The sequence below is a fragment of the Peribacillus psychrosaccharolyticus ATCC 23296 genome (assembly GCF_000305495.1).
GTDB classification, from domain to species: Bacteria; Bacillota; Bacilli; order Bacillales; family DSM-1321; genus Peribacillus; species Peribacillus psychrosaccharolyticus.
Map to the genome: position 1 here is coordinate 1 of NZ_AJTN02000023.1, position 17,644 is coordinate 17,644.

At 40.1% G+C, this 17,644-nt stretch carries 20 protein-coding genes; 17 read left to right on the top strand and 3 right to left on the bottom strand.

The annotated features are described in order from the left end of the window. From WYK_RS03145 to spoVK, 11 genes are all read left to right on the top strand, one after another. Window positions 1-742: acetyl-CoA hydrolase/transferase family protein (locus WYK_RS03145; protein ID WP_040373150.1), on the top strand; the 742-nt coding region annotated here is incomplete at its 5' end. Window positions 743-938: 196 nt separating this feature from the next. Next, the gene (locus WYK_RS03150) at window positions 939-1,904 is read left to right on the top strand and encodes an NAD(P)H-dependent flavin oxidoreductase (protein ID WP_040373151.1); all 966 of its coding nucleotides are present in this window, start codon (window positions 939-941) and stop codon (window positions 1,902-1,904) included. Window positions 1,905-1,928: 24 nt separating this feature from the next. Then, window positions 1,929-2,384: a MaoC/PaaZ C-terminal domain-containing protein gene (locus WYK_RS03155; RefSeq protein ID WP_040373152.1), complete on the top strand. Its 456-nt coding sequence runs from the start codon at window positions 1,929-1,931 to the stop codon at window positions 2,382-2,384. 21 nt (window positions 2,385-2,405) lie between these two features. After that, window positions 2,406-3,158: an SDR family NAD(P)-dependent oxidoreductase gene (locus tag WYK_RS03160; protein ID WP_040373153.1), complete on the top strand. Its 753-nt coding sequence runs from the start codon at window positions 2,406-2,408 to the stop codon at window positions 3,156-3,158. A gap of 37 nt (window positions 3,159-3,195) precedes the next feature. After that, entirely contained in the window at window positions 3,196-4,380 is a 1,185-nt protein-coding gene (locus WYK_RS03165) for a CaiB/BaiF CoA transferase family protein (RefSeq protein WP_040373154.1), read from the top strand. 75 nt (window positions 4,381-4,455) lie between these two features. Beyond that, window positions 4,456-5,694 carry an MFS transporter gene (locus WYK_RS03170; protein ID WP_268870028.1) on the top strand — a complete coding sequence of 413 codons (1,239 nt, stop codon included), beginning with the start codon at window positions 4,456-4,458 and terminating at the stop codon, window positions 5,692-5,694. Window positions 5,695-6,327: 633 nt separating this feature from the next. Continuing rightward, window positions 6,328-6,621 carry a hypothetical protein gene (locus WYK_RS03175; RefSeq protein ID WP_152526392.1) on the top strand — a complete coding sequence of 98 codons (294 nt, stop codon included), beginning with the start codon at window positions 6,328-6,330 and terminating at the stop codon, window positions 6,619-6,621. 12 nt (window positions 6,622-6,633) lie between these two features. After that, window positions 6,634-6,846 carry a DUF3006 domain-containing protein gene (locus tag WYK_RS03180; RefSeq protein WP_040373156.1) on the top strand — a complete coding sequence of 71 codons (213 nt, stop codon included), beginning with the start codon at window positions 6,634-6,636 and terminating at the stop codon, window positions 6,844-6,846. A gap of 113 nt (window positions 6,847-6,959) precedes the next feature. Continuing rightward, complete coding sequence (gene miaA, locus WYK_RS03185; protein ID WP_040373168.1) at window positions 6,960-7,895, top strand: tRNA (adenosine(37)-N6)-dimethylallyltransferase MiaA; 936 nt, start codon at window positions 6,960-6,962, stop codon at window positions 7,893-7,895. Window positions 7,896-7,934: 39 nt separating this feature from the next. Beyond that, entirely contained in the window at window positions 7,935-8,168 is a 234-nt protein-coding gene (hfq, locus tag WYK_RS03190; protein WP_040373157.1) for an RNA chaperone Hfq, read from the top strand. 291 nt (window positions 8,169-8,459) lie between these two features. Further along, complete coding sequence (spoVK, locus tag WYK_RS03195) at window positions 8,460-9,410, top strand: stage V sporulation protein K (RefSeq protein WP_040373158.1); 951 nt, start codon at window positions 8,460-8,462, stop codon at window positions 9,408-9,410. 165 nt (window positions 9,411-9,575) lie between these two features. On the opposite strand, the gene WYK_RS24765 is transcribed toward spoVK, so the two are convergent. Next, entirely contained in the window at window positions 9,576-9,674 is a 99-nt protein-coding gene (locus WYK_RS24765; protein WP_161629096.1) for a glucosaminidase domain-containing protein, read from the bottom strand. A 352-nt stretch (window positions 9,675-10,026) separates the two neighbouring features. On the opposite strand from WYK_RS24765, the gene WYK_RS03205 reads away from it, so the two are divergent. Continuing rightward, complete coding sequence (locus tag WYK_RS03205) at window positions 10,027-10,269, top strand: glutaredoxin family protein (RefSeq protein WP_040373160.1); 243 nt, start codon at window positions 10,027-10,029, stop codon at window positions 10,267-10,269. A 61-nt stretch (window positions 10,270-10,330) separates the two neighbouring features. Here the strand turns inward: WYK_RS03205 and WYK_RS03210 are convergent, their stop codons facing one another. Beyond that, window positions 10,331-10,939 carry a trimeric intracellular cation channel family protein gene (locus tag WYK_RS03210; RefSeq protein ID WP_040373161.1) on the bottom strand — a complete coding sequence of 203 codons (609 nt, stop codon included), beginning with the start codon at window positions 10,937-10,939 and terminating at the stop codon, window positions 10,331-10,333. 222 nt (window positions 10,940-11,161) lie between these two features. Here WYK_RS03210 and WYK_RS03215 point away from each other — a divergent pair, with 222 nt between their 5' ends. Then, a complete protein-coding gene (locus WYK_RS03215; RefSeq protein ID WP_040373162.1) occupies window positions 11,162-12,025 on the top strand; it encodes an aldose epimerase family protein in 864 nt (287 codons plus the stop codon). 69 nt (window positions 12,026-12,094) lie between these two features. Here the strand turns inward: WYK_RS03215 and WYK_RS25960 are convergent, their stop codons facing one another. After that, entirely contained in the window at window positions 12,095-12,220 is a 126-nt protein-coding gene (locus WYK_RS25960; RefSeq protein WP_268870029.1) for a hypothetical protein, read from the bottom strand. Between the two features lie 188 nt (window positions 12,221-12,408). Between WYK_RS25960 and hflX the strand changes: the two genes are divergently transcribed. The 4 genes from hflX (at window position 12,409) to glnA (ending at window position 17,050) form a co-directional block, all read left to right on the top strand. Then, entirely contained in the window at window positions 12,409-13,668 is a 1,260-nt protein-coding gene (gene hflX, locus WYK_RS03220; protein WP_040373163.1) for a GTPase HflX, read from the top strand. Window positions 13,669-13,681: 13 nt separating this feature from the next. Next, window positions 13,682-14,953, top strand: coding sequence for a methionine gamma-lyase family protein (locus WYK_RS03225; RefSeq protein ID WP_040373164.1), 1,272 nt, complete (start codon window positions 13,682-13,684; stop codon window positions 14,951-14,953). A gap of 317 nt (window positions 14,954-15,270) precedes the next feature. Next, window positions 15,271-15,675 carry a MerR family transcriptional regulator gene (locus WYK_RS03230; RefSeq protein ID WP_040373165.1) on the top strand — a complete coding sequence of 135 codons (405 nt, stop codon included), beginning with the start codon at window positions 15,271-15,273 and terminating at the stop codon, window positions 15,673-15,675. A gap of 40 nt (window positions 15,676-15,715) precedes the next feature. Continuing rightward, entirely contained in the window at window positions 15,716-17,050 is a 1,335-nt protein-coding gene (gene glnA / locus WYK_RS03235; RefSeq protein WP_040373166.1) for a type I glutamate--ammonia ligase, read from the top strand. Window positions 17,051-17,644: the final 594 nt, after the last annotated feature.

Genomic DNA, 17,644 nt, shown 5'->3' on the forward strand with positions numbered 1-17,644 from the left:
TCGGCCAATGCTTGAGATCAAGCGCAAAGAACCGACAGAGGTAGAACGAGCAATCGGCAGACATGTTGCGTCCCTTGTCCCAGATTATTCAGTAATCCAAGTTGGAGTCGGCAGTGTTTCTGACAGTATCCTTCAAGCTCTTCAAGGGAAAAAGGGGCTCGGTATTCATTCAGGATCGATTACCGATCCAGTCATTGAGTTAATTGAAAAAGGTGTCATTACCAATGAAGCAAAGGAAATTAACCGCCATATCACGGTGTGTGCGACACTGACAGGTACAGAGGAATTGTACCGTTATGCGAATCGAAATCGTGCTTTTGAGCTCCATCCAAGTGAATATACCCACAACCCAGCGGTGATTTCAAAATTGAGTCGCTTTCATAGCATCAATTCTGCTCTTGAAGTTGATCTATTTGGTCAGGTAAACGCTGAGCAGGTTGGAAAGTATCCCGTGGCAGGCGTGGGCGGACAAATGGATTTTATCCATGGTGCCCGTTTATCAAAGGGAGGAAAGGCCATAATTGCTCTCCCGTCCACAGCTAAGAATGGGACTGAATCACGCATTAAGGCGGAAATACCCTTTGTCACTTCGTTAAAGTCCGAAATTGATTATATCGTAACGGAGTATGGGGCAGCAGAACTATTCGGCAAGTCGCTAAAAGAGCGTGCACAAGCATTACTATCGATTGCGCATCCCGATTTTCGCGAACAATTGAGGGTGAGTATAGAGCAGCTTGGATAGTCATGAATGAGAGTAGTAGATGAGAGCTTTTAATCCAATGCTTTATCCCAAATCTCGTTATGCAGTTTAATTCTCTCGAATGAACGCAAAGAGCAGATAGTCATTAAAATGAAAGCCAATCTCGTTTACGTATAAGGAAAAATCTCGAGATCGTTGGCATGTTTAATTGAAAGAATGAATAGGAAAGAAGCTGATCATGATGTTCAAAACAGCCGTCACCGAGTTGCTAGCCATTGAGTATCCGATTATTCAAGGCGGTCTGCAGGGACTAGGGATTGAGCCTCTTGTTTCAGCTGTTTCAGAAGCAGGAGGTCTAGGTCTGCTAACAGCTGGGTCGTATGCATCGACTAAAGAATTCTATCAAGATATTGAAATGGTGCGAAAAAAGACAACGAAACCATTTGGCGTGAATTTGGCACTTGGAATCCGCCGGCCGATGGATGAATTTGTCGAAGCGGTGGTCAACGCGGAAGTCGGCATTGTGTTTACTTCAGGTTATTCACCCGTTCAATATATGGAACAATTTAAACAGGCTGGCATAACTGTCGTTCATGTGGTACCTTCTGTGAAATTTGCTAAGAAAGCGGAGGAATTAGGCTGTGATGCCGTAGTTATTGTCGGCTTTGAATGCGGCGGACATCCAGGATTAGATGATGTTTCTACCCTAAGTCTTGTCCCGCAGGTTGTCGAAGCTGTGAAGATCCCGGTTATTGCGGCTGGAGGATTAACGGATGGGAAAGGTCTTGTGACAGCACTGGCGCTCGGAGCTGGTGCCGTGCAAATGGGAACACGCTTTGTCATGACAAAGGAATGTCCGCTCCCAGAAGCTATTAAAACAAAACTGCTTCGTGCTGGAACAAGTGACACCGTTATTATTAAACGCTCAATCAATAAGCCAAATCGAGTTTATAACAATGCCGCAGCTAAGAGTGTGCTTGAACTCGAGCGAAAAGGGGCAGGCATTAACGAATTGATGCCCTATATTGGGGGTGAGGCCTATCAAAAGATGCTTAGCACTGGAAATTCGGAAATTGGTATTCTCTCAATTGGACAAGCCATCGGACGGATAAACAGCTGCGAAAGTGTTCAAGATGTCATCACTTCAATCATGGAAGAATCTTGTGAGGTGTTACGTCAGCTTAATGGCTATTTAGATAGGTAAGATAAATAGGAAGGAGAGAAACCGATGGCACACTATTATGAAGATTTTTCAATCGGTGATGAATTTACAAGTCCAGGCCGGACGGTCACTGAGTCCGATGTAAGTGTTTTTGCGGGATTGTCCGGGGATTATAATCCACTGCACACTGATGAAGAATTTGCTAAGGAAACGATTTTCGGAACACGTATCGCCCACGGACTGCTCGGATTGTCTATGGTTAGCGGTCTCGTTATGCGCTTAGGGGTATTTGATGGGACGGTCATTGCTTTTTTAGGACTTGATTGGAAGTTCATAGGTCCCTTGTTTATTGGAGACACGATTCATTTTGAAATGAAAATTATCGAAAAACGCGAAACTTCGAAAGCAGATCGAGGAATTATAGTGCGTGAAGTGTTACTTTTTAATCAAAAAAATGAAGTAGTTCAAAAGGGAACGATGACAATCATGATGAAACGAAAATCTGAGAAGCTAGTTGAATAGAAATCTGAGAGGAGTCTAAATATGAATGTAAAAAATCGAGTGATGCTCATTACTGGGTCAGGCAGTGGAATTGGGGAAGGAATTGCAGAAGAGCTGGCAGCAAACGGTGCAATCGTTATGATTAACGACATCGATGGAGAAAAAGCGGAAAAAGGTGCACAGGCTTTACGAGAAAAGGGTTATCAAGCGGACGGACTACAAGCAGACATTACGAATTCAGAGCAGGTAGAGAGTATGGTAGCCAAAATTATCGAGAAATATGGCCGTATTGATGGATTAATCAATAATACAGGTGTGGTCCGAGATAATTTAATTCTAAAGATGCCTGAAGAGGATTTTGATTTCGTTCTTACTATTAATCTAAAGGGAGCCTGGATCTGTTCAAAAGCAGTCCTGGGACATATGAAGAAGCAGGAGTATGGGCGGATTGTTAATATTTCTTCCCGCGCCTGGCTAGGACAAGTCGGACAATCTAATTATTCTGCTTCAAAAGGGGGGTTAGTCAGCTTGACCCGAGCGCTGGCACTGGAATTTGCCAAGTTTAATGTGACGGTGAATTGTATTGCACCTGGGTTGATTGATACACCGCTGGTACGCAATTTACGGAAAGATGTCCAGGAACGACTAATCCAAGCACAGCCTACCCCAATGATTGGACAACCAAAGGATATTGCCAACACAGCCTTGTTTTTTGTTTCTGAAGAAGCGCGGTACATAACGGGACAGATCCTTCATGTTGATGGCGGAAAAAGCCTAGGAGCAAGAAACATATAGGAGTCAATTATTACTAAACAGGAGGGAGTTGTGAAGAATGCAGCCATTAGACGGAGTGAAAGTGCTGGATTTATCACGAACACTAGCGGGTCCTTTTTGTACGATGATGCTAGGTGATATGGGGGCAGATGTAATCAAAGTGGAACAACCTGGAAGCGGGGATGAATCGAGACGGTTTACCCCTCCCTCCTGGAATGATGAGAGTTGTTATTATCTTTCCTCTAATCGAAATAAGCGCAGCATCACTGTTGATCTAAAAAGTACAGAAGGCAAAGCAATCATTATGAAATTAGTTCAAGATGCTGATATTTTAGTAGAAAACTTTCGAACAGGCACAATGGAGAAACTTGGTCTTGGTTATGAGGAGTTAAAGGAAGTGAATCCACGTTTAATTTTTTGCTCGATCTCAGGATTTGGGAGAACAGGACCGGAAAAAAATCGTGCGGGATATGATTTATTGCTGCAGGGATTTGGCGGATTGATGAGCATTACGGGTGAAGAGGGCGGACCTCCTGTTAAAGCAGGCATGTCCATCGTTGATTTAACCACTGGATTGTTCGCTGTATACGGAATTATGAATGGGTTATTCGCTGCACAGAAAACTGGAAAAGGTCAATTTATTGATGTCAGCTTGCTGGATGGTCAAATTACTTTGCTGAATCATATGGCAACCGGTTATATGGCAACAGGGAAACCTGCGGGGAAAATGGGTTCTGCTCACCCATCACTTGTTCCGTATCAGGCCTTTCGAGCTAAAGATATGGATATTATCTTAGCTGTAGCCAATGACGGTTTATGGAAAAAATGCTGTATGGCTTTAGAATGGCATGATTTACTAGCTGATGTTCGCTTTGAGAAAAACGTTGATCGAGTTGCCCATCGAGTAGAATTGGTCAAGCTGATTTCAGATAAACTTATCTTTTGGGAAAGTAAGGACTTATTTGAGATTTTAGACAGTCATGGGGTTCCCTGTGGTCCGATTCACACGATTGATCAAATCCTCAACCATCCACACACAAAGGCTAGAGAAATGATGCTTCCAATCCAACATCCAACCATTGAGAATCTTCAGGTACCCGGCTTTCCCGTGAAAATGGGTGATACGCCCCAAAGCGTCCGGTATTACCCGCCGCTTCTCGGTGAACATACGGATGATGTACTAAGTGAGCTAGGCTATTCAACGGAAGACATTCAACAGTTGAAAAACAAGCAGATCATCTGATTTTCTCCTGTGTATTTTACACTATAAAAGAGGCGGTGGTTATATGGCAAAAGCTAAAGGAAAAAAACCTGGATAGTGGTCTTTGTTTCTTGTTTTCTTGGGTTAATGGTTGATGGAATGGATTTGCAGATGTTGTCTTTAACAATGCCCGCTTTAATGGATGAATTCAATATCACCAAAACGGCAGCCGGAGTCATTAGTACGTGGTCTTTAATGGGCATGGCGCTAGGTGGAATCATGGGAGGGTGGCTGTCAGATCGTTACGGGAGAGTAAAGATGGCCGCTTGGATGATGGTTCTCTTTTCTATCGGAACCGCCGCATTAGGATTTGCCCAAACCTATGAACAATTTATTGTCATCCGCTTTATTTCAGCGGTTGGTATTGGGGCAGAATATAGTATCTGTACAATGTTAATGGCTGAGTATGTTCCAACCAAAAAACGGACGACGATTCTTGGGACATTGCAAGCTGCATATTCGGTTGGCTATTTAATTGCAGCGTTACTTGCAGGAGCGATTCTGCCGGTTTATGGCTGGAGACCGTTATATTTTATTGCTGTTGTACCGGTCATTCTTGCCTTATATATACGATATAATCTCCCAGAGCCTGAGGGCTGGAGAGAAGAAGTGAAAAAACGAAAAGCAGCTAAAGTGAATAAAAATGAATGGGCGACACTATTTACCAATCCAAAAACAAGAAATATCTTTCTATTCTGGATTCTAACCTCAACATTTCTCCAATTTGGATATTACGGCTTGGGCAGCTGGCTGCCTACATACCTTGTCAGTGAATTAGGATTTGCCTTTACGAAAATGACTGGTTATTTAATTGGTACCTATTCAGCCATGATTTTAGGGAAAATTATAACTGGTTGGCTGGCCGATAAATTTGGACGTAAAACCATGTATATTATCGGTGGTTTGTCGACAGGGTTATGTCTGCCAATTGTATACCTGTACAATACACCAGGCAATATTATTGCGCTTCTAACCATCCTCGGATTTCTATATGGAATGCCATATGCCGTTAATTCTACGTATATGAGTGAAAGCTTTCCTACAAACATCCGCGGGACGGCTGTAGGCGGGGCGTATAATATCGGCCGAATAGGAGCAGCAATGGCGCCGATGATTATCGGGGTGATTGCGGAATCAAAATCCATTGGCTTCGGTTTGGCATCACTCGGAATTGCCTATGCACTTGCAGGGATTATTCCAGCCATATTTATTAAAGAAAAAATGTATGATCCCTTTACAAATGCAGCGAACAATCAGAAACCGACTGAAATGACATCGACCAATTATACAGCTTGATCTAGACTGCCCTAAAAGATTCATAGGATGAACCTTTTAGGGCAGCTTTTTTATCTGAGGTGTAGCAGGAAAATCCCCTTTGTTCATGCCGCATAAGTCAAACAAAGCTGGAATCTCCTTAACATTATACCCCACCTGGTATATTTGACGTGTTAAAAGGGGCCAGACGGGAATACGGCCCTCTCAGACGGGAATAGTTGCATGTGAGACGGGAATAAGTTGGTCCGAGACGGGAATAACCTCAACTCAGACGGGAATAAAATGGATTTATAAAGAAAACGGGTGAAAATACCCCCCCGATTTGAAGTGACCCCTAAAAGTTAAAGTTTTATATTACGCAGCTAATTGGTCTGAGGTGGATGGAATCGGTCACCAGAGTATGAATCAGGCCTTTAATTGAAGATGAGTTGAAAGAAAGCTAGGAAAAAAACAAATTTAAGCGGATGAATTACGGCCTTCTTTCTGATAGTATGAAGGTGACAAGTACGAACCAAAAGGAGAACATTACAACATGACTGGAATCGCAATCATCTTAGTGCTTGCAGCTTTAACCGGGTTCTTTTTTGGGTTATTAGGAATTATCAAAGGAAATGTTAAATTATTAAAATTAAAGAATAAAAGCAAAGCGGGGCTATGCTGCCAAGTGAGACGACTACCTCTCCTGCAGTGAAACAGGAAGTAAATCAAAGTGAAAAGGAGACAGTCAAAGAAAAGACGGAGTCTCCAAAGATAGAAAAGGTAGAAAAAAAGGTTGAAAAGGTAATGGATAAAGAAGAAATTGGAATCGAAACAGATGAATCTGCTAAACTTGAAGTTCACTTTGTAGATGTCCAAGGTGCTGCCCAGATTATCATCACACCTGCCGGCAAGGTAATGGTCATTGATGGTGGAAACAGAATGGTCAGCTATTTGAATACCCCTAAATAAGGAAGTGTTGATATGAAAGGCATTGTTGACCGTTTTGAAGGTGAGTATGCCGTCATAGAAGTGGATGGCAAAACAAGAGATGTTAAGCGAAATCTATTTGCAGATAGTGTCAGGGTCAGCGATGTTGTCATCCTAAAGAATGGGAAGTGGGAACGTGATTCAGATGAAACCTTGAAACGAAAAAAAGAAGTGAAAAAGTTAATGGATAGTGTCTGGGAAGATTAATGAAATTGATGGTATAAATTAGGAAGAAAAGGGCTATACTATTTAGATGTTTGTTTCCAATAAACAAGTATGGCTGTTTCTGAAAAGCGAAGGCAGTGAAAATGTTGACACAAATGAAAGAGAAATTACTTGTTATTATTGGTCCGACAGCAGTTGGAAAAACGAAACTTAGCATTGATTTAGCACAACTCTACAATGGTGAGATTATCAGTGGAGATTCTATGCAAGTCTATAAAGGAATGGATATTGGTACGGCGAAGATTTCAACGAACGAAATGCAGGGAATCCCTCACCATTTAATCGATATTAAAGAACCAAGTGAACCATTTAGCGCAGCCGAATTCCAGGAAAGAGCGAATCAAATAATTGCGGACATACACAGTAGAGGGAAATTGCCAATAATCGTTGGGGGAACAGGATTATATATCCAGTCTGTCATCTATGATTATAAGTTTTCAGAAGCGCAATCCGACCCAGCTTACCGCGAGCAGCTTGAAAACGAAGTCGCTGAAAAAGGAATAGAACATGTGATAAGTAAATTGCGGTCGATTGATCCAGAAAGTGCAGACCGAATACATCCTAATAATGTTCGACGTGTAATTCGTGCACTGGAAATTTACCATTGTACAGGTTCGACGATGAGTCAACAGCTTCTGAGCCAGCCAGACGAAATGAAGTATGAAACAGCATTAATTGGATTAACGATGGACCGCGATAAACTGTATGACCGAATTAATCAACGTGTGAATCTCATGGTAGAACAAGGGTTGTTCACTGAAGTTGAGCATTTTTATAAACGCGGATTACGTGATTGCCAATCTATTCAAGCGATTGGGTACAAAGAACTATATGAGTATTTAGATGGGAAAATCTCGCAGAATGAAGCGGTTGAATCCATAAAGCAGAATTCGCGCCGCTATGCCAAGAGACAACTAACATGGTTTAGGAATAAAATGGCTGTTAACTGGTTTGATATGACCGAGACCGAAAAATTTTCGAAAAAAAGAGATGAAATATCTGAATTTATAGCAGGAAAGCTTTCACTTTAAGCGAATTAATACAAGTAGAGAGAAAAAGGAGGATATAAAATGAAACAATCGGTGAATATTCAAGATCAATTTTTAAATCAATTACGTAAAGAAAGTACATATGTTACCGTGTTTTTATTAAACGGTTTTCAAATCCGGGGGCAAATTAAGGGATTTGATAACTTCACCGTATTATTTGAATCCGAAGGAAAACAACAATTAGTCTTCAAACATGCGATTTCCACATTTGCGCCGCAGCGCAACGTTCAAATTGATTTTGAAGTAAAAGAATAAATAAGTACTATGAATATGTAAACGGGCAATGATACATTGCCTGTTTTTATTTTGGTCAAAATTCGGATTATTTCTTGGGAAAGCGCAGGAAACGACAGTTATTTTGCTGAGATGGCGTTTAGACGGGGGTATTGTCTGATTATGTGGATTTTTAATACTGTTGGATTACGTAAGGTTTGAGCGCCGTTTAATCAGTCTCAGCATTTTTGGTTTAATTAAAGATACTTATTGCTGAATTAATGAATATAAATAAATGAAGAGTTTGTGTTTTAAGTTGAGAGGTGAAAAACGTTGGATCGTCCTATTCATAAAACAAATAGCGGCCAAATTAAAGTCGTTTTAAATGGAGAAAAGCGAAATGTACCTGATAAAGATAATGAGATATTGTTTCCCGATATATACGAGAGAAAGATTCCTTCACAACATGTTGCCTTAAAGGAAATCGAAGATGAATTGTCAGCATTAGTTGGTTTAGATAGCATGAAGAAGGTCATCAAAGAAATTTACGCATGGATCTATATTAATAAAAAACGTGAAGAAAAAAATATTAAAGCGGAAAGACAAGGTTTACATATGATGTTCAAAGGCAATCCAGGAACAGGAAAAACTACTGTGGCTAGGTTAATCGGTAAACTTTTTCTGAAAATGGGCGTTTTGCCAAAGGGACATTTGATTGAGGCTGAGAGAGCTGATCTTGTTGGGGAATATATAGGCCACACGGCACAGAAAACCAGGGAATTAATTAAGAAGGCAATGGGTGGGATATTATTTATTGATGAAGCCTATTCGTTAGGCAGAGGCGGCGAGAAAGATTTTGGAAAGGAAGCAATAGATAGTCTTGTCAAACATATGGAAGATAAGCAGCACGAATTTGTTCTAATCCTTGCAGGGTACTCAAAGGAGATGGACTTTTTCTTGACTTTAAATCCAGGGCTTCAGTCGAGATTTCCCCTCGTTATCAGTTTTCCAGATTACACGATCGATCAACTAATGGAAATTGCCGATATGATGTTAGAGGAAAGAGAATATATCCTGAGTCATAATGCTAAAATTAAATTGAAAGACCATTTAGGATTTATTAAAGCTACACAAACTACATTTTCAAATGGACGGTATGTGAGAAATATAATTGAAAAAGCGATACGCGCACAAGCTATGAGGCTGTTACTTGATAACTCGTATGAACGGAATGAATTAATTACATTAAAGAGCAGGGATTTAGGGTTAAATGATGATCACTAAATAGGCATAATACATGTACAGATAAAAGAAATGCAAACGATATTAAAAATGAGCAATGGAAATCCATTGCTCATTTAAATGAAGGCTTTAAGTAATGGAAAGCATTATTATTTTAATTTCTGACCGACAAAGATTGTAGAGTTATTATTTAATTGGTTCCCTGATTTAAAGTTCACTAGTTTCCCAACCTGATTCGAGAATACCTTGAGCAATAATAACACTAGGATTACGTGTGTATTCCTTTTGAGCAGGTTCCCCAAGCATTTTTCCCCCTAACTTCACCAATAGATTACCAAACATATAGCTTGGTCTATTAAGATATGGAATAAGTATCTGTATCTGCGTAGTTATCATCATAGAAAAGAAGTTAGAAGAGTAAATAAACGGGGTAGATAAAGATATAAGGATCAGGTGACCTTTTATCTGAAGCACAGAACGTGTTTGCGTATAGACACGAAAGAACGAGACCATGAATAAACATATCATTAGGCACACTTCCAGCTGATTTTTCTGAGTCGGAGTAAAAGGCCGCACGAACGTTACGAACCTAAGCCATGATTCTTATAGCCGGGAAATGATTTAATTGTACTTAAAAACGAGTAAAGGTGGAGAAACGATGGAAAATGAAATTCTCTTATATACAACCGATACCTGTCCATATTGCACTCAAGCAAAAAATTTCTTAACTGAACAAGGATTACCCTTTCAAGAAATTAACGTTCAGGCGGATTATGCAGAAGCGCAGCGCCTGGTTGAACAAACAGGACAAATGGGTGTACCCCAAATTAAAGTAAATGGAAACTGGGTTCTAGGTTTTGATCCACAAGCCATACTTACCTTTGCTAGGATCACTCTATAAGAAACAAAAAGGATAGGCAAGCTTAGCTGCCTATCCTTTTTAATATGATCTAAAAGATTCATTACCGTGATGGGGTAAGTCTCTTTTGCGGCAGTTTCCATTTGTACGTATAAGATAAAACCCGCAGTGCAGTTATGACTGCAAATAATAAATACAAGTGCCACGAATCCGTAGCTGCCCCCATACCGATGATCAGGCCGGCTAGAATGGCCCAAACTGCATATATTTCATCTTTTAGTACAAGCGGTTTCCGTCCTGCGAGAATATCACGGATAATCCCGCCGCCGCTTCCGGTCAGAACAGCTGCTACTATAATCGCACTCATCGGATGCTTCATGTCTGCCGCGTATAAGGCACCTTGTATCGCAAAGGCGGCAAGGCCAATCGCATCCGTGAAGTTTCCCCATTTGCTCCAATGCTTTAGTAGGTTTCCGGGAAACATCATCACAGCGGTTATGGATATAAGGGCAATGGTGAAGTAGATGCTTTGATCCCAAAGAGCGGAAACAGGTACACCGATTAATAAATTCCGAACCGCTCCCCCGCCAAAGGCAGTAACGATTCCAAGTATATAGATGCCAAGTATATCGTATTCTTCTTCCATGGCAATAATTGCTCCGCTGATGGCAAAAGCAATGGTTCCAATCATACTTAAAAATTCCCAGCTCATATTAAATTCCCTCATTGTTCAATTAATGATTACCGTATGATTTTAGCATGTATTGAGCTTGCGTCAAGCCACTTTAAAGGTAATAAAAAATTATTTTTTCACATTTGTCTCAAAGTTGCTTATGAGATAAGCTTATAGAGAAATGAACGCAGAAATTACCTATTAAATGATCGATAATGACTGCCTGTCCATTGATAGGCTCATAGGAAAGGGTGGAGTGCTATGTATGATGTGAAACACTATAGAGATGAGAACTATACCATTTATGAGTTAAGCGATTCAACGACTTCTTCTTGGGTGAAGGTTGCCCCAGAAAGAGGCGGCATGATTATTGGATTCGGTGTGAACGGAGAAGAACTCTTATTTCTCAATAAGGAGACGTTTTATAATTCAACTGCCAATGTCAGAGGCGGAATTCCAATTCTGTTCCCGATTTCAGGTCAATTGACAAATGGAGAATATGAATGGAATGGGCAAACGTATCAAATGAAAAATCATGGACTTGCAAGAAATAGTCCTTGGACAGTAATTGATACAAGTACGGATGATTCAGCTTCGATCACATTATCCCTATCCAGCAATGAAGAAACAAAAAAATCGTATCCGTTTGATTTTGAAGTTATTTTTACCTATGTCTTAAAAGCACAGTCAGTAAGTATACATCAGGAATATAGCAATAAGTCCGCAGATGAAATGCCGTTTTATGCTGGTTTTCATCCATATTTTAAAACAACGCATAAGAATCTAGCCTATGAAACGGACGCTGCCACCTACCTCGACTATAATGATTTAGTCATCAAACAGGTGTCTGACGGCTTAGATTTGACAGGAAAGAAAGAGTCGCTTGCCTTATTAGATGCAGTGAAAAAAGAAATCGCGTTTGAACTGCCGGATCGCCAGAAGAACCTATCAATTACATATGGGAAAGAATTTAAACCGGTCTATTTATGGACTGAAGAGGGACAGGACTTTGTTTGTGTCGAACCTTGGATGGCCAATACGAATGAATTAAACCGGAAAGAAGAATTAGTTATGCTGAAACCGGGAGAACAACTGAAAACCTTTATGACGTTCACCGCTAAATAGAGGCAAAACCAGCTCAGGTACCAAACCATTTGCTAGGGGTTTGGTACCTGAGCGTTTTTATTTTAAAAATTAGCTCGTTAGAATATTGTGAGCGAATTCCTCCAGCACTGGATCACACCAAGATTCCATACGCTGATAATATTTTCCTGCAGGAAACGGCATTTTTTTGGATTGAATATGATTAGTATGTTCCATAATAAACCTCGTCAGAATATTAAGAGTATCCTCTCCGCGTCAGATACTTTGACATCAAAATAGAATTTCTTTAAGGTTTTAATCTAAGGGAAATGAGGAAAGTTTCTCTGCGAATAACCTGGTATTGTTTTGTTCGTTTCATTTATTTGGTATGATGAAAAAAGCTGCAAATAAGGATGGTGAATGAAATGGAACAAAAAGAAAGAGAAAAGGTTATTATAGTAGGCTGTCAAACAAGAGAAGATGATACTCGTTATCAGTATTCACTAGATGAATTGGCGTCATTAACAACAACTGCAAATGGAGAGGTCCTGCTTGTGGTCACACAAAAGCGCGATCGAGTTCATCCATCTACATACATAGGAAAAGGCAAGGTTGAGGAGCTTAAACAGATTGAAGAAGAGTTCGAACCGGATTTGTTTATTTTTAACGATGAATTGTCACCAAGTCAGATTCGGAATCTTTCACGCGAGTTTGATGCGCGGATTATTGATAGGACGCAGCTGATCCTTGATATATTTGCGATGCGTGCTCAATCAAGAGAAGGAAAGATGCAAGTCGAGCTGGCGCAACTACAGTATATGCTTCCAAGACTCGTTGGACAGGGGACAGAACTGTCAAGACTCGGCGGAGGTATTGGAACGAGAGGACCCGGGGAAACCAAGCTTGAAACAGATCGTCGACATATCCGGCGTAAAATTGATGATATTAAAGGATTGCTGCAAGGCGTGGTTAAGCACCGCGAACGCTATCGGGAGCGTAGAAAACGAAATAAAGCCTTCCAAATTGCGATAGTAGGTTATACCAATGCCGGGAAGTCGACATTATTTAACCGGTTAACAGAAGCAGATTCGCTGGAACAAAACCTTTTATTTGCTACACTTGATCCAATGACACGAAAAGCGATTCTTCCAAGCGGATTTACCGTGTTACTAACAGATACGGTTGGGTTTATTCAAGATCTTCCAACCTCACTAGTTGCAGCATTCCGTTCGACGCTTGAGGAAGTCAGTCAAGCGGATTATCTGCTGCATGTCGTGGATTCATCCAACCCTGACTATTTTAATCATGAAAAAACGGTGAATGATTTGTTAACGGAAATAGATGCCAGTCAGATTCCACAAATGACCCTATATAATAAGAAGGATCTAACCCATATCGACTTTTTACGTGCATCTAAAGGAAAAGGGCAGTCCTTGATGGTGAGCAGCTATGATGAAAGAGATATACAGTTAATACTAGCTAAAATAGAAGAAAAAGTGATTGAAGAAATGGAGCCATATCATATTTACCTCCCAGGGACGGAAGGGAAATTACTTTCACAGTTAAAAAATGAAACGATTTTACGGTCGCTCATTTTTGATGAAGAACATGAGCGTTATGAATGCAAAGGATTTTGCTTAGTCGATCACCCACTAACAGGACAACTTGGGAATTATACAAAATAAAGGGGAAAATTTAATGTATCAATATTTACAGAACGGCGAAATACTTAAAAAATTGACGGCAGAAGCAGAAACAAAAGTTACTCCTATCTATAAAAAAATAGAAGAGCGTATGGAGTCGAATCAATTTCGCGTCCTAAAAAGCTTCCAAAATCACCAGGTAAGCGATTTTCATTTTACTCCATCTACTGGATATGGCTATGATGATAATGGACGGGATACGCTTGAAAGCATCTATGCGGAAGTATTAGGTGGTGAGGCAGGGCTGGTGCGTCCGCAAATCATTTCCGGCACACATGCTATCTCCATTGCTTTATTTGGAATTCTTCGTCCAGATGATGATCTTTTGTATATCACGGGAACCCCTTATGATACCCTTGAGGAAATTGTGGGGATTCGCGGTAAAGGAACCGGTTCGTTGAAAGAATTCAAAATCGGCTATGATTCTGTTGCGTTAACCGAAGCAGGAAAAGTCGATTTTGATAGTGTGAAAAAGGCCATTACGCCGAAAACGAAGATGATTGGGATTCAGCGTTCAAAAGGATATGCAACGCGTCCATCGTTCACGATTGCTGAAATTGAGGAAATGATTAAGTTTGTAAAAGCCATTAACCCTGAATTAGTTGTTTTTGTTGATAATTGCTACGGGGAATTTGTTGAAGAACAAGAACCATGCCATGTGGGAGCAGACCTGATGGCAGGATCACTAATTAAAAACCCTGGCGGCGGTATAGTGAAAACAGGTGGATATATTGTCGGTAAAAAGCCATTTGTCGAAGCTTGCTCGTACCGATTAACCTCACCAGGAATTGGAGCGGAAGCAGGGGCATCATTATATAGCCTTCAAGAAATGTACCAGGGCTTTTTCTTGGCGCCGCATGTAGTCGGACAAGCATTAAAAGGAGCTGTTTTCACCTCTGCTTTGTTAGAGATGCTTGGTATGAATACTTACCCGAAATGGGATGCCTATCGAACCGATTTAATTCAATCGGTCCAATTCGATGACCAAGATAAGATGGTAGCCTTCTGCCAAGCGATTCAATATTCATCACCGGTAAATTCACATGTTACTCCATACCCAGCTTATATGCCTGGTTACGAAGATGATGTCATTATGGCCGCAGGAACATTTATTCAAGGAGCCAGCATTGAATTAACTGCTGATGGCCCAACACGTGCACCTTATGTAGCCTACGTACAAGGTGGTTTAACCTATGAGCATGTTAAAATTGCTGTCCTAACAGCGGTAGATTCGTTACTATCGAAAAAATTAATCACAGTAGGTTAATATTCATGACGTGCGGATATCCGCACGTCATGTTTTTTAGGTAAGTTAAAAAATTGTCACGAGCCATTTAAGCTACTAATCTTTAAAATATCTTTCTTTTAGGATTAGTAGAAAGAGAGCGGAATTTGTGCCTTTATTTTCAATTAGAGTAAGGGATTTACTTGTTTGAACCGTATGCTAAAGGGAATTAATAAGAGAGTAAGAGGCGGTGAGAAAAATTAATGTGAGAAAACATAACATTTAATTGACATATTATCTTACATAGAATAAGATGGAATTATAAGAAAACAATATAGGTAATAAAGGAGGATGCTAGGATGAGCGGCAACAATATTCGGCGTTCGATGCCTCTTTTCTCAATCGGAATTGTGATGCAGCTGACAGAGTTGTCCGCGCGCCAAATTCGTTATTACGAAGAGCATCAATTAATTACTCCTATGAGAACTGAAGGCAACCGCCGGCTATTCTCTTTAAATGACATCGATCGACTACTTGAAGTTAAAGATCTTTTAGAACAAGGAATTAACTTAGCAGGTATTAAAAAAATTTTTTCCGTAAAAGAAGAAGTTGAAGTGGAAACAGAAACAATTAAGCAAGCTGAAAAAATAAGACGTGACCTTACAGATGTAGAGTTACGCAAGCTGCTTCGAGCCGAACTTTTACAAGGTGGGAAGAATCGTACATCACTTCGTCAAGGAGACATGTCACGTTTTTTCCATTAAAATATTATTAATAAACAACTTTCTAGGGGGAATTGGAAAAATGGCAAAGTACACACGTGAAGATATCACTCGTTTAGCGAAGGAAGAAAACGTAAAGTATATTCGTCTTCAATTTACAGATATTCTTGGAACAATCAAAAACGTTGAAATTCCAGTAAGCCAATTAGAAAAAGCTCTCGATAATAAAATGATGTTTGATGGTTCATCTATTGAAGGATTTGTACGTATCGAAGAATCAGATATGTATTTATATCCTGACTTAAGTACATGGGTAATCTTCCCTTGGACATCTGAAAAAGGGAAAGTAGCTCGTTTAATCTGTGACATCTATAACACTGATGGTACACCATTCGATGGAGATCCACGTGCCAACCTTAAACGAATTCTACAAGAAGCAAAAGAACTTGGTTTCACTAATTTCAACTTAGGACCTGAGCCGGAATTCTTCCTTTTCAAACTAGATGCTAATGGAGAACCAACTCTAGAACTTAATGATAAAGGCGGATATTTTGATTTAGCACCAACTGATCTTGGCGAAAACTGCCGTCGTGATATCGTACTTGAGCTGGAGGAAATGGGCTTTGAAATTGAAGCGTCTCACCATGAAGTAGCTCCAGGACAACATGAAATTGATTTCAAATATGCAGATGCTATCTCTGCTTGTGATAATATCCAAACGTTTAAATTAGTAGTTAAAACAATCGCTCGTAAGCATGGCCTTCATGCGACATTCATGCCAAAACCACTGTTTGGTGTAAACGGATCAGGCATGCACTGTAACGTTTCCCTATTCAAAGGAAATGAAAATGCATTCTACGATAAAGAAGGAAAACAAGAACTAAGCACAACTGCTGAACAATTTATCGCTGGTATCATCAAGCATGCACCAAGCTTCACAGCGATCACAAATCCAACTGTTAACTCATACAAACGCCTAGTACCTGGATACGAAGCACCATGTTATGTGGCTTGGTCATCTAAAAACCGCTCACCACTAGTTCGTATTCCTGCATCACGCGGCATCTCAACACGCGTTGAAGTACGCAGCGTCGATCCAGCAGCGAATCCATACCTAGCCCTTGCAGTATTACTGAAAGCAGGTCTTGACGGTATTAAAAACGAATTAACACCGCCAGCACCAGTTGACCGTAACATCTATGTAATGACTAAAGAAGAACGCGAAGAAGAAGGCATCGTTGACCTTCCAGCAACACTTTACGCAGCACTAGAAACTCTAAAAGCTGACCCAGTAATGTCTTCCGCACTTGGCGATCACATCCTTGAACACTTCGTTGAAGCGAAAGAAATCGAATGGGATATGTTCCGCACACAAGTACACCCATGGGAACGCGAACAATATATGAGCATGTATTAATCTATAAAACCTAGTCATACCAACAGTTTAGATAAAAATAATTTGGTGGTCAAAAACACTTCAATGTAAAATCACTACATTTGACTACTTTGACTACCAAATTATAATATTTGAATCATAAGTATCCGCTGATTTGTTGATAGAAAACAAATCAGATGTGATGCTTTTTTTGTCCTAACTTTCTTGAACAAACTTCATACTAGCCCCTGACTCTAATAATAGAACAGCGTGGTCTCAAAGCATTATAGGTAGTTCCTCTAATCCAGCTTTCTTATTGATCTATTGAATGCATTGTATAATATACTATTTGGAAGAAAATTAACAACTTCTCTACGGAATACTAAATCTAATTCATGATGAAAATTATCATTAAATACAATCCTCTGAGTGTTTAAATAGTCCATGTGCTTGTACAGTTCTTTAGTTAGGGAACCATTCATCTTAATCTTTCTAACGCTTCCTAGTATCCCCGAAACGAGGCTCACCTTCTTTAGTTTGAAAATCTAATGATTTATCCACATTAATATATCCTTCTTTGAAATCAATATTCTCACGATGAATCGCTGCAGCTTCCCCTTTTAATACTTAATAGTA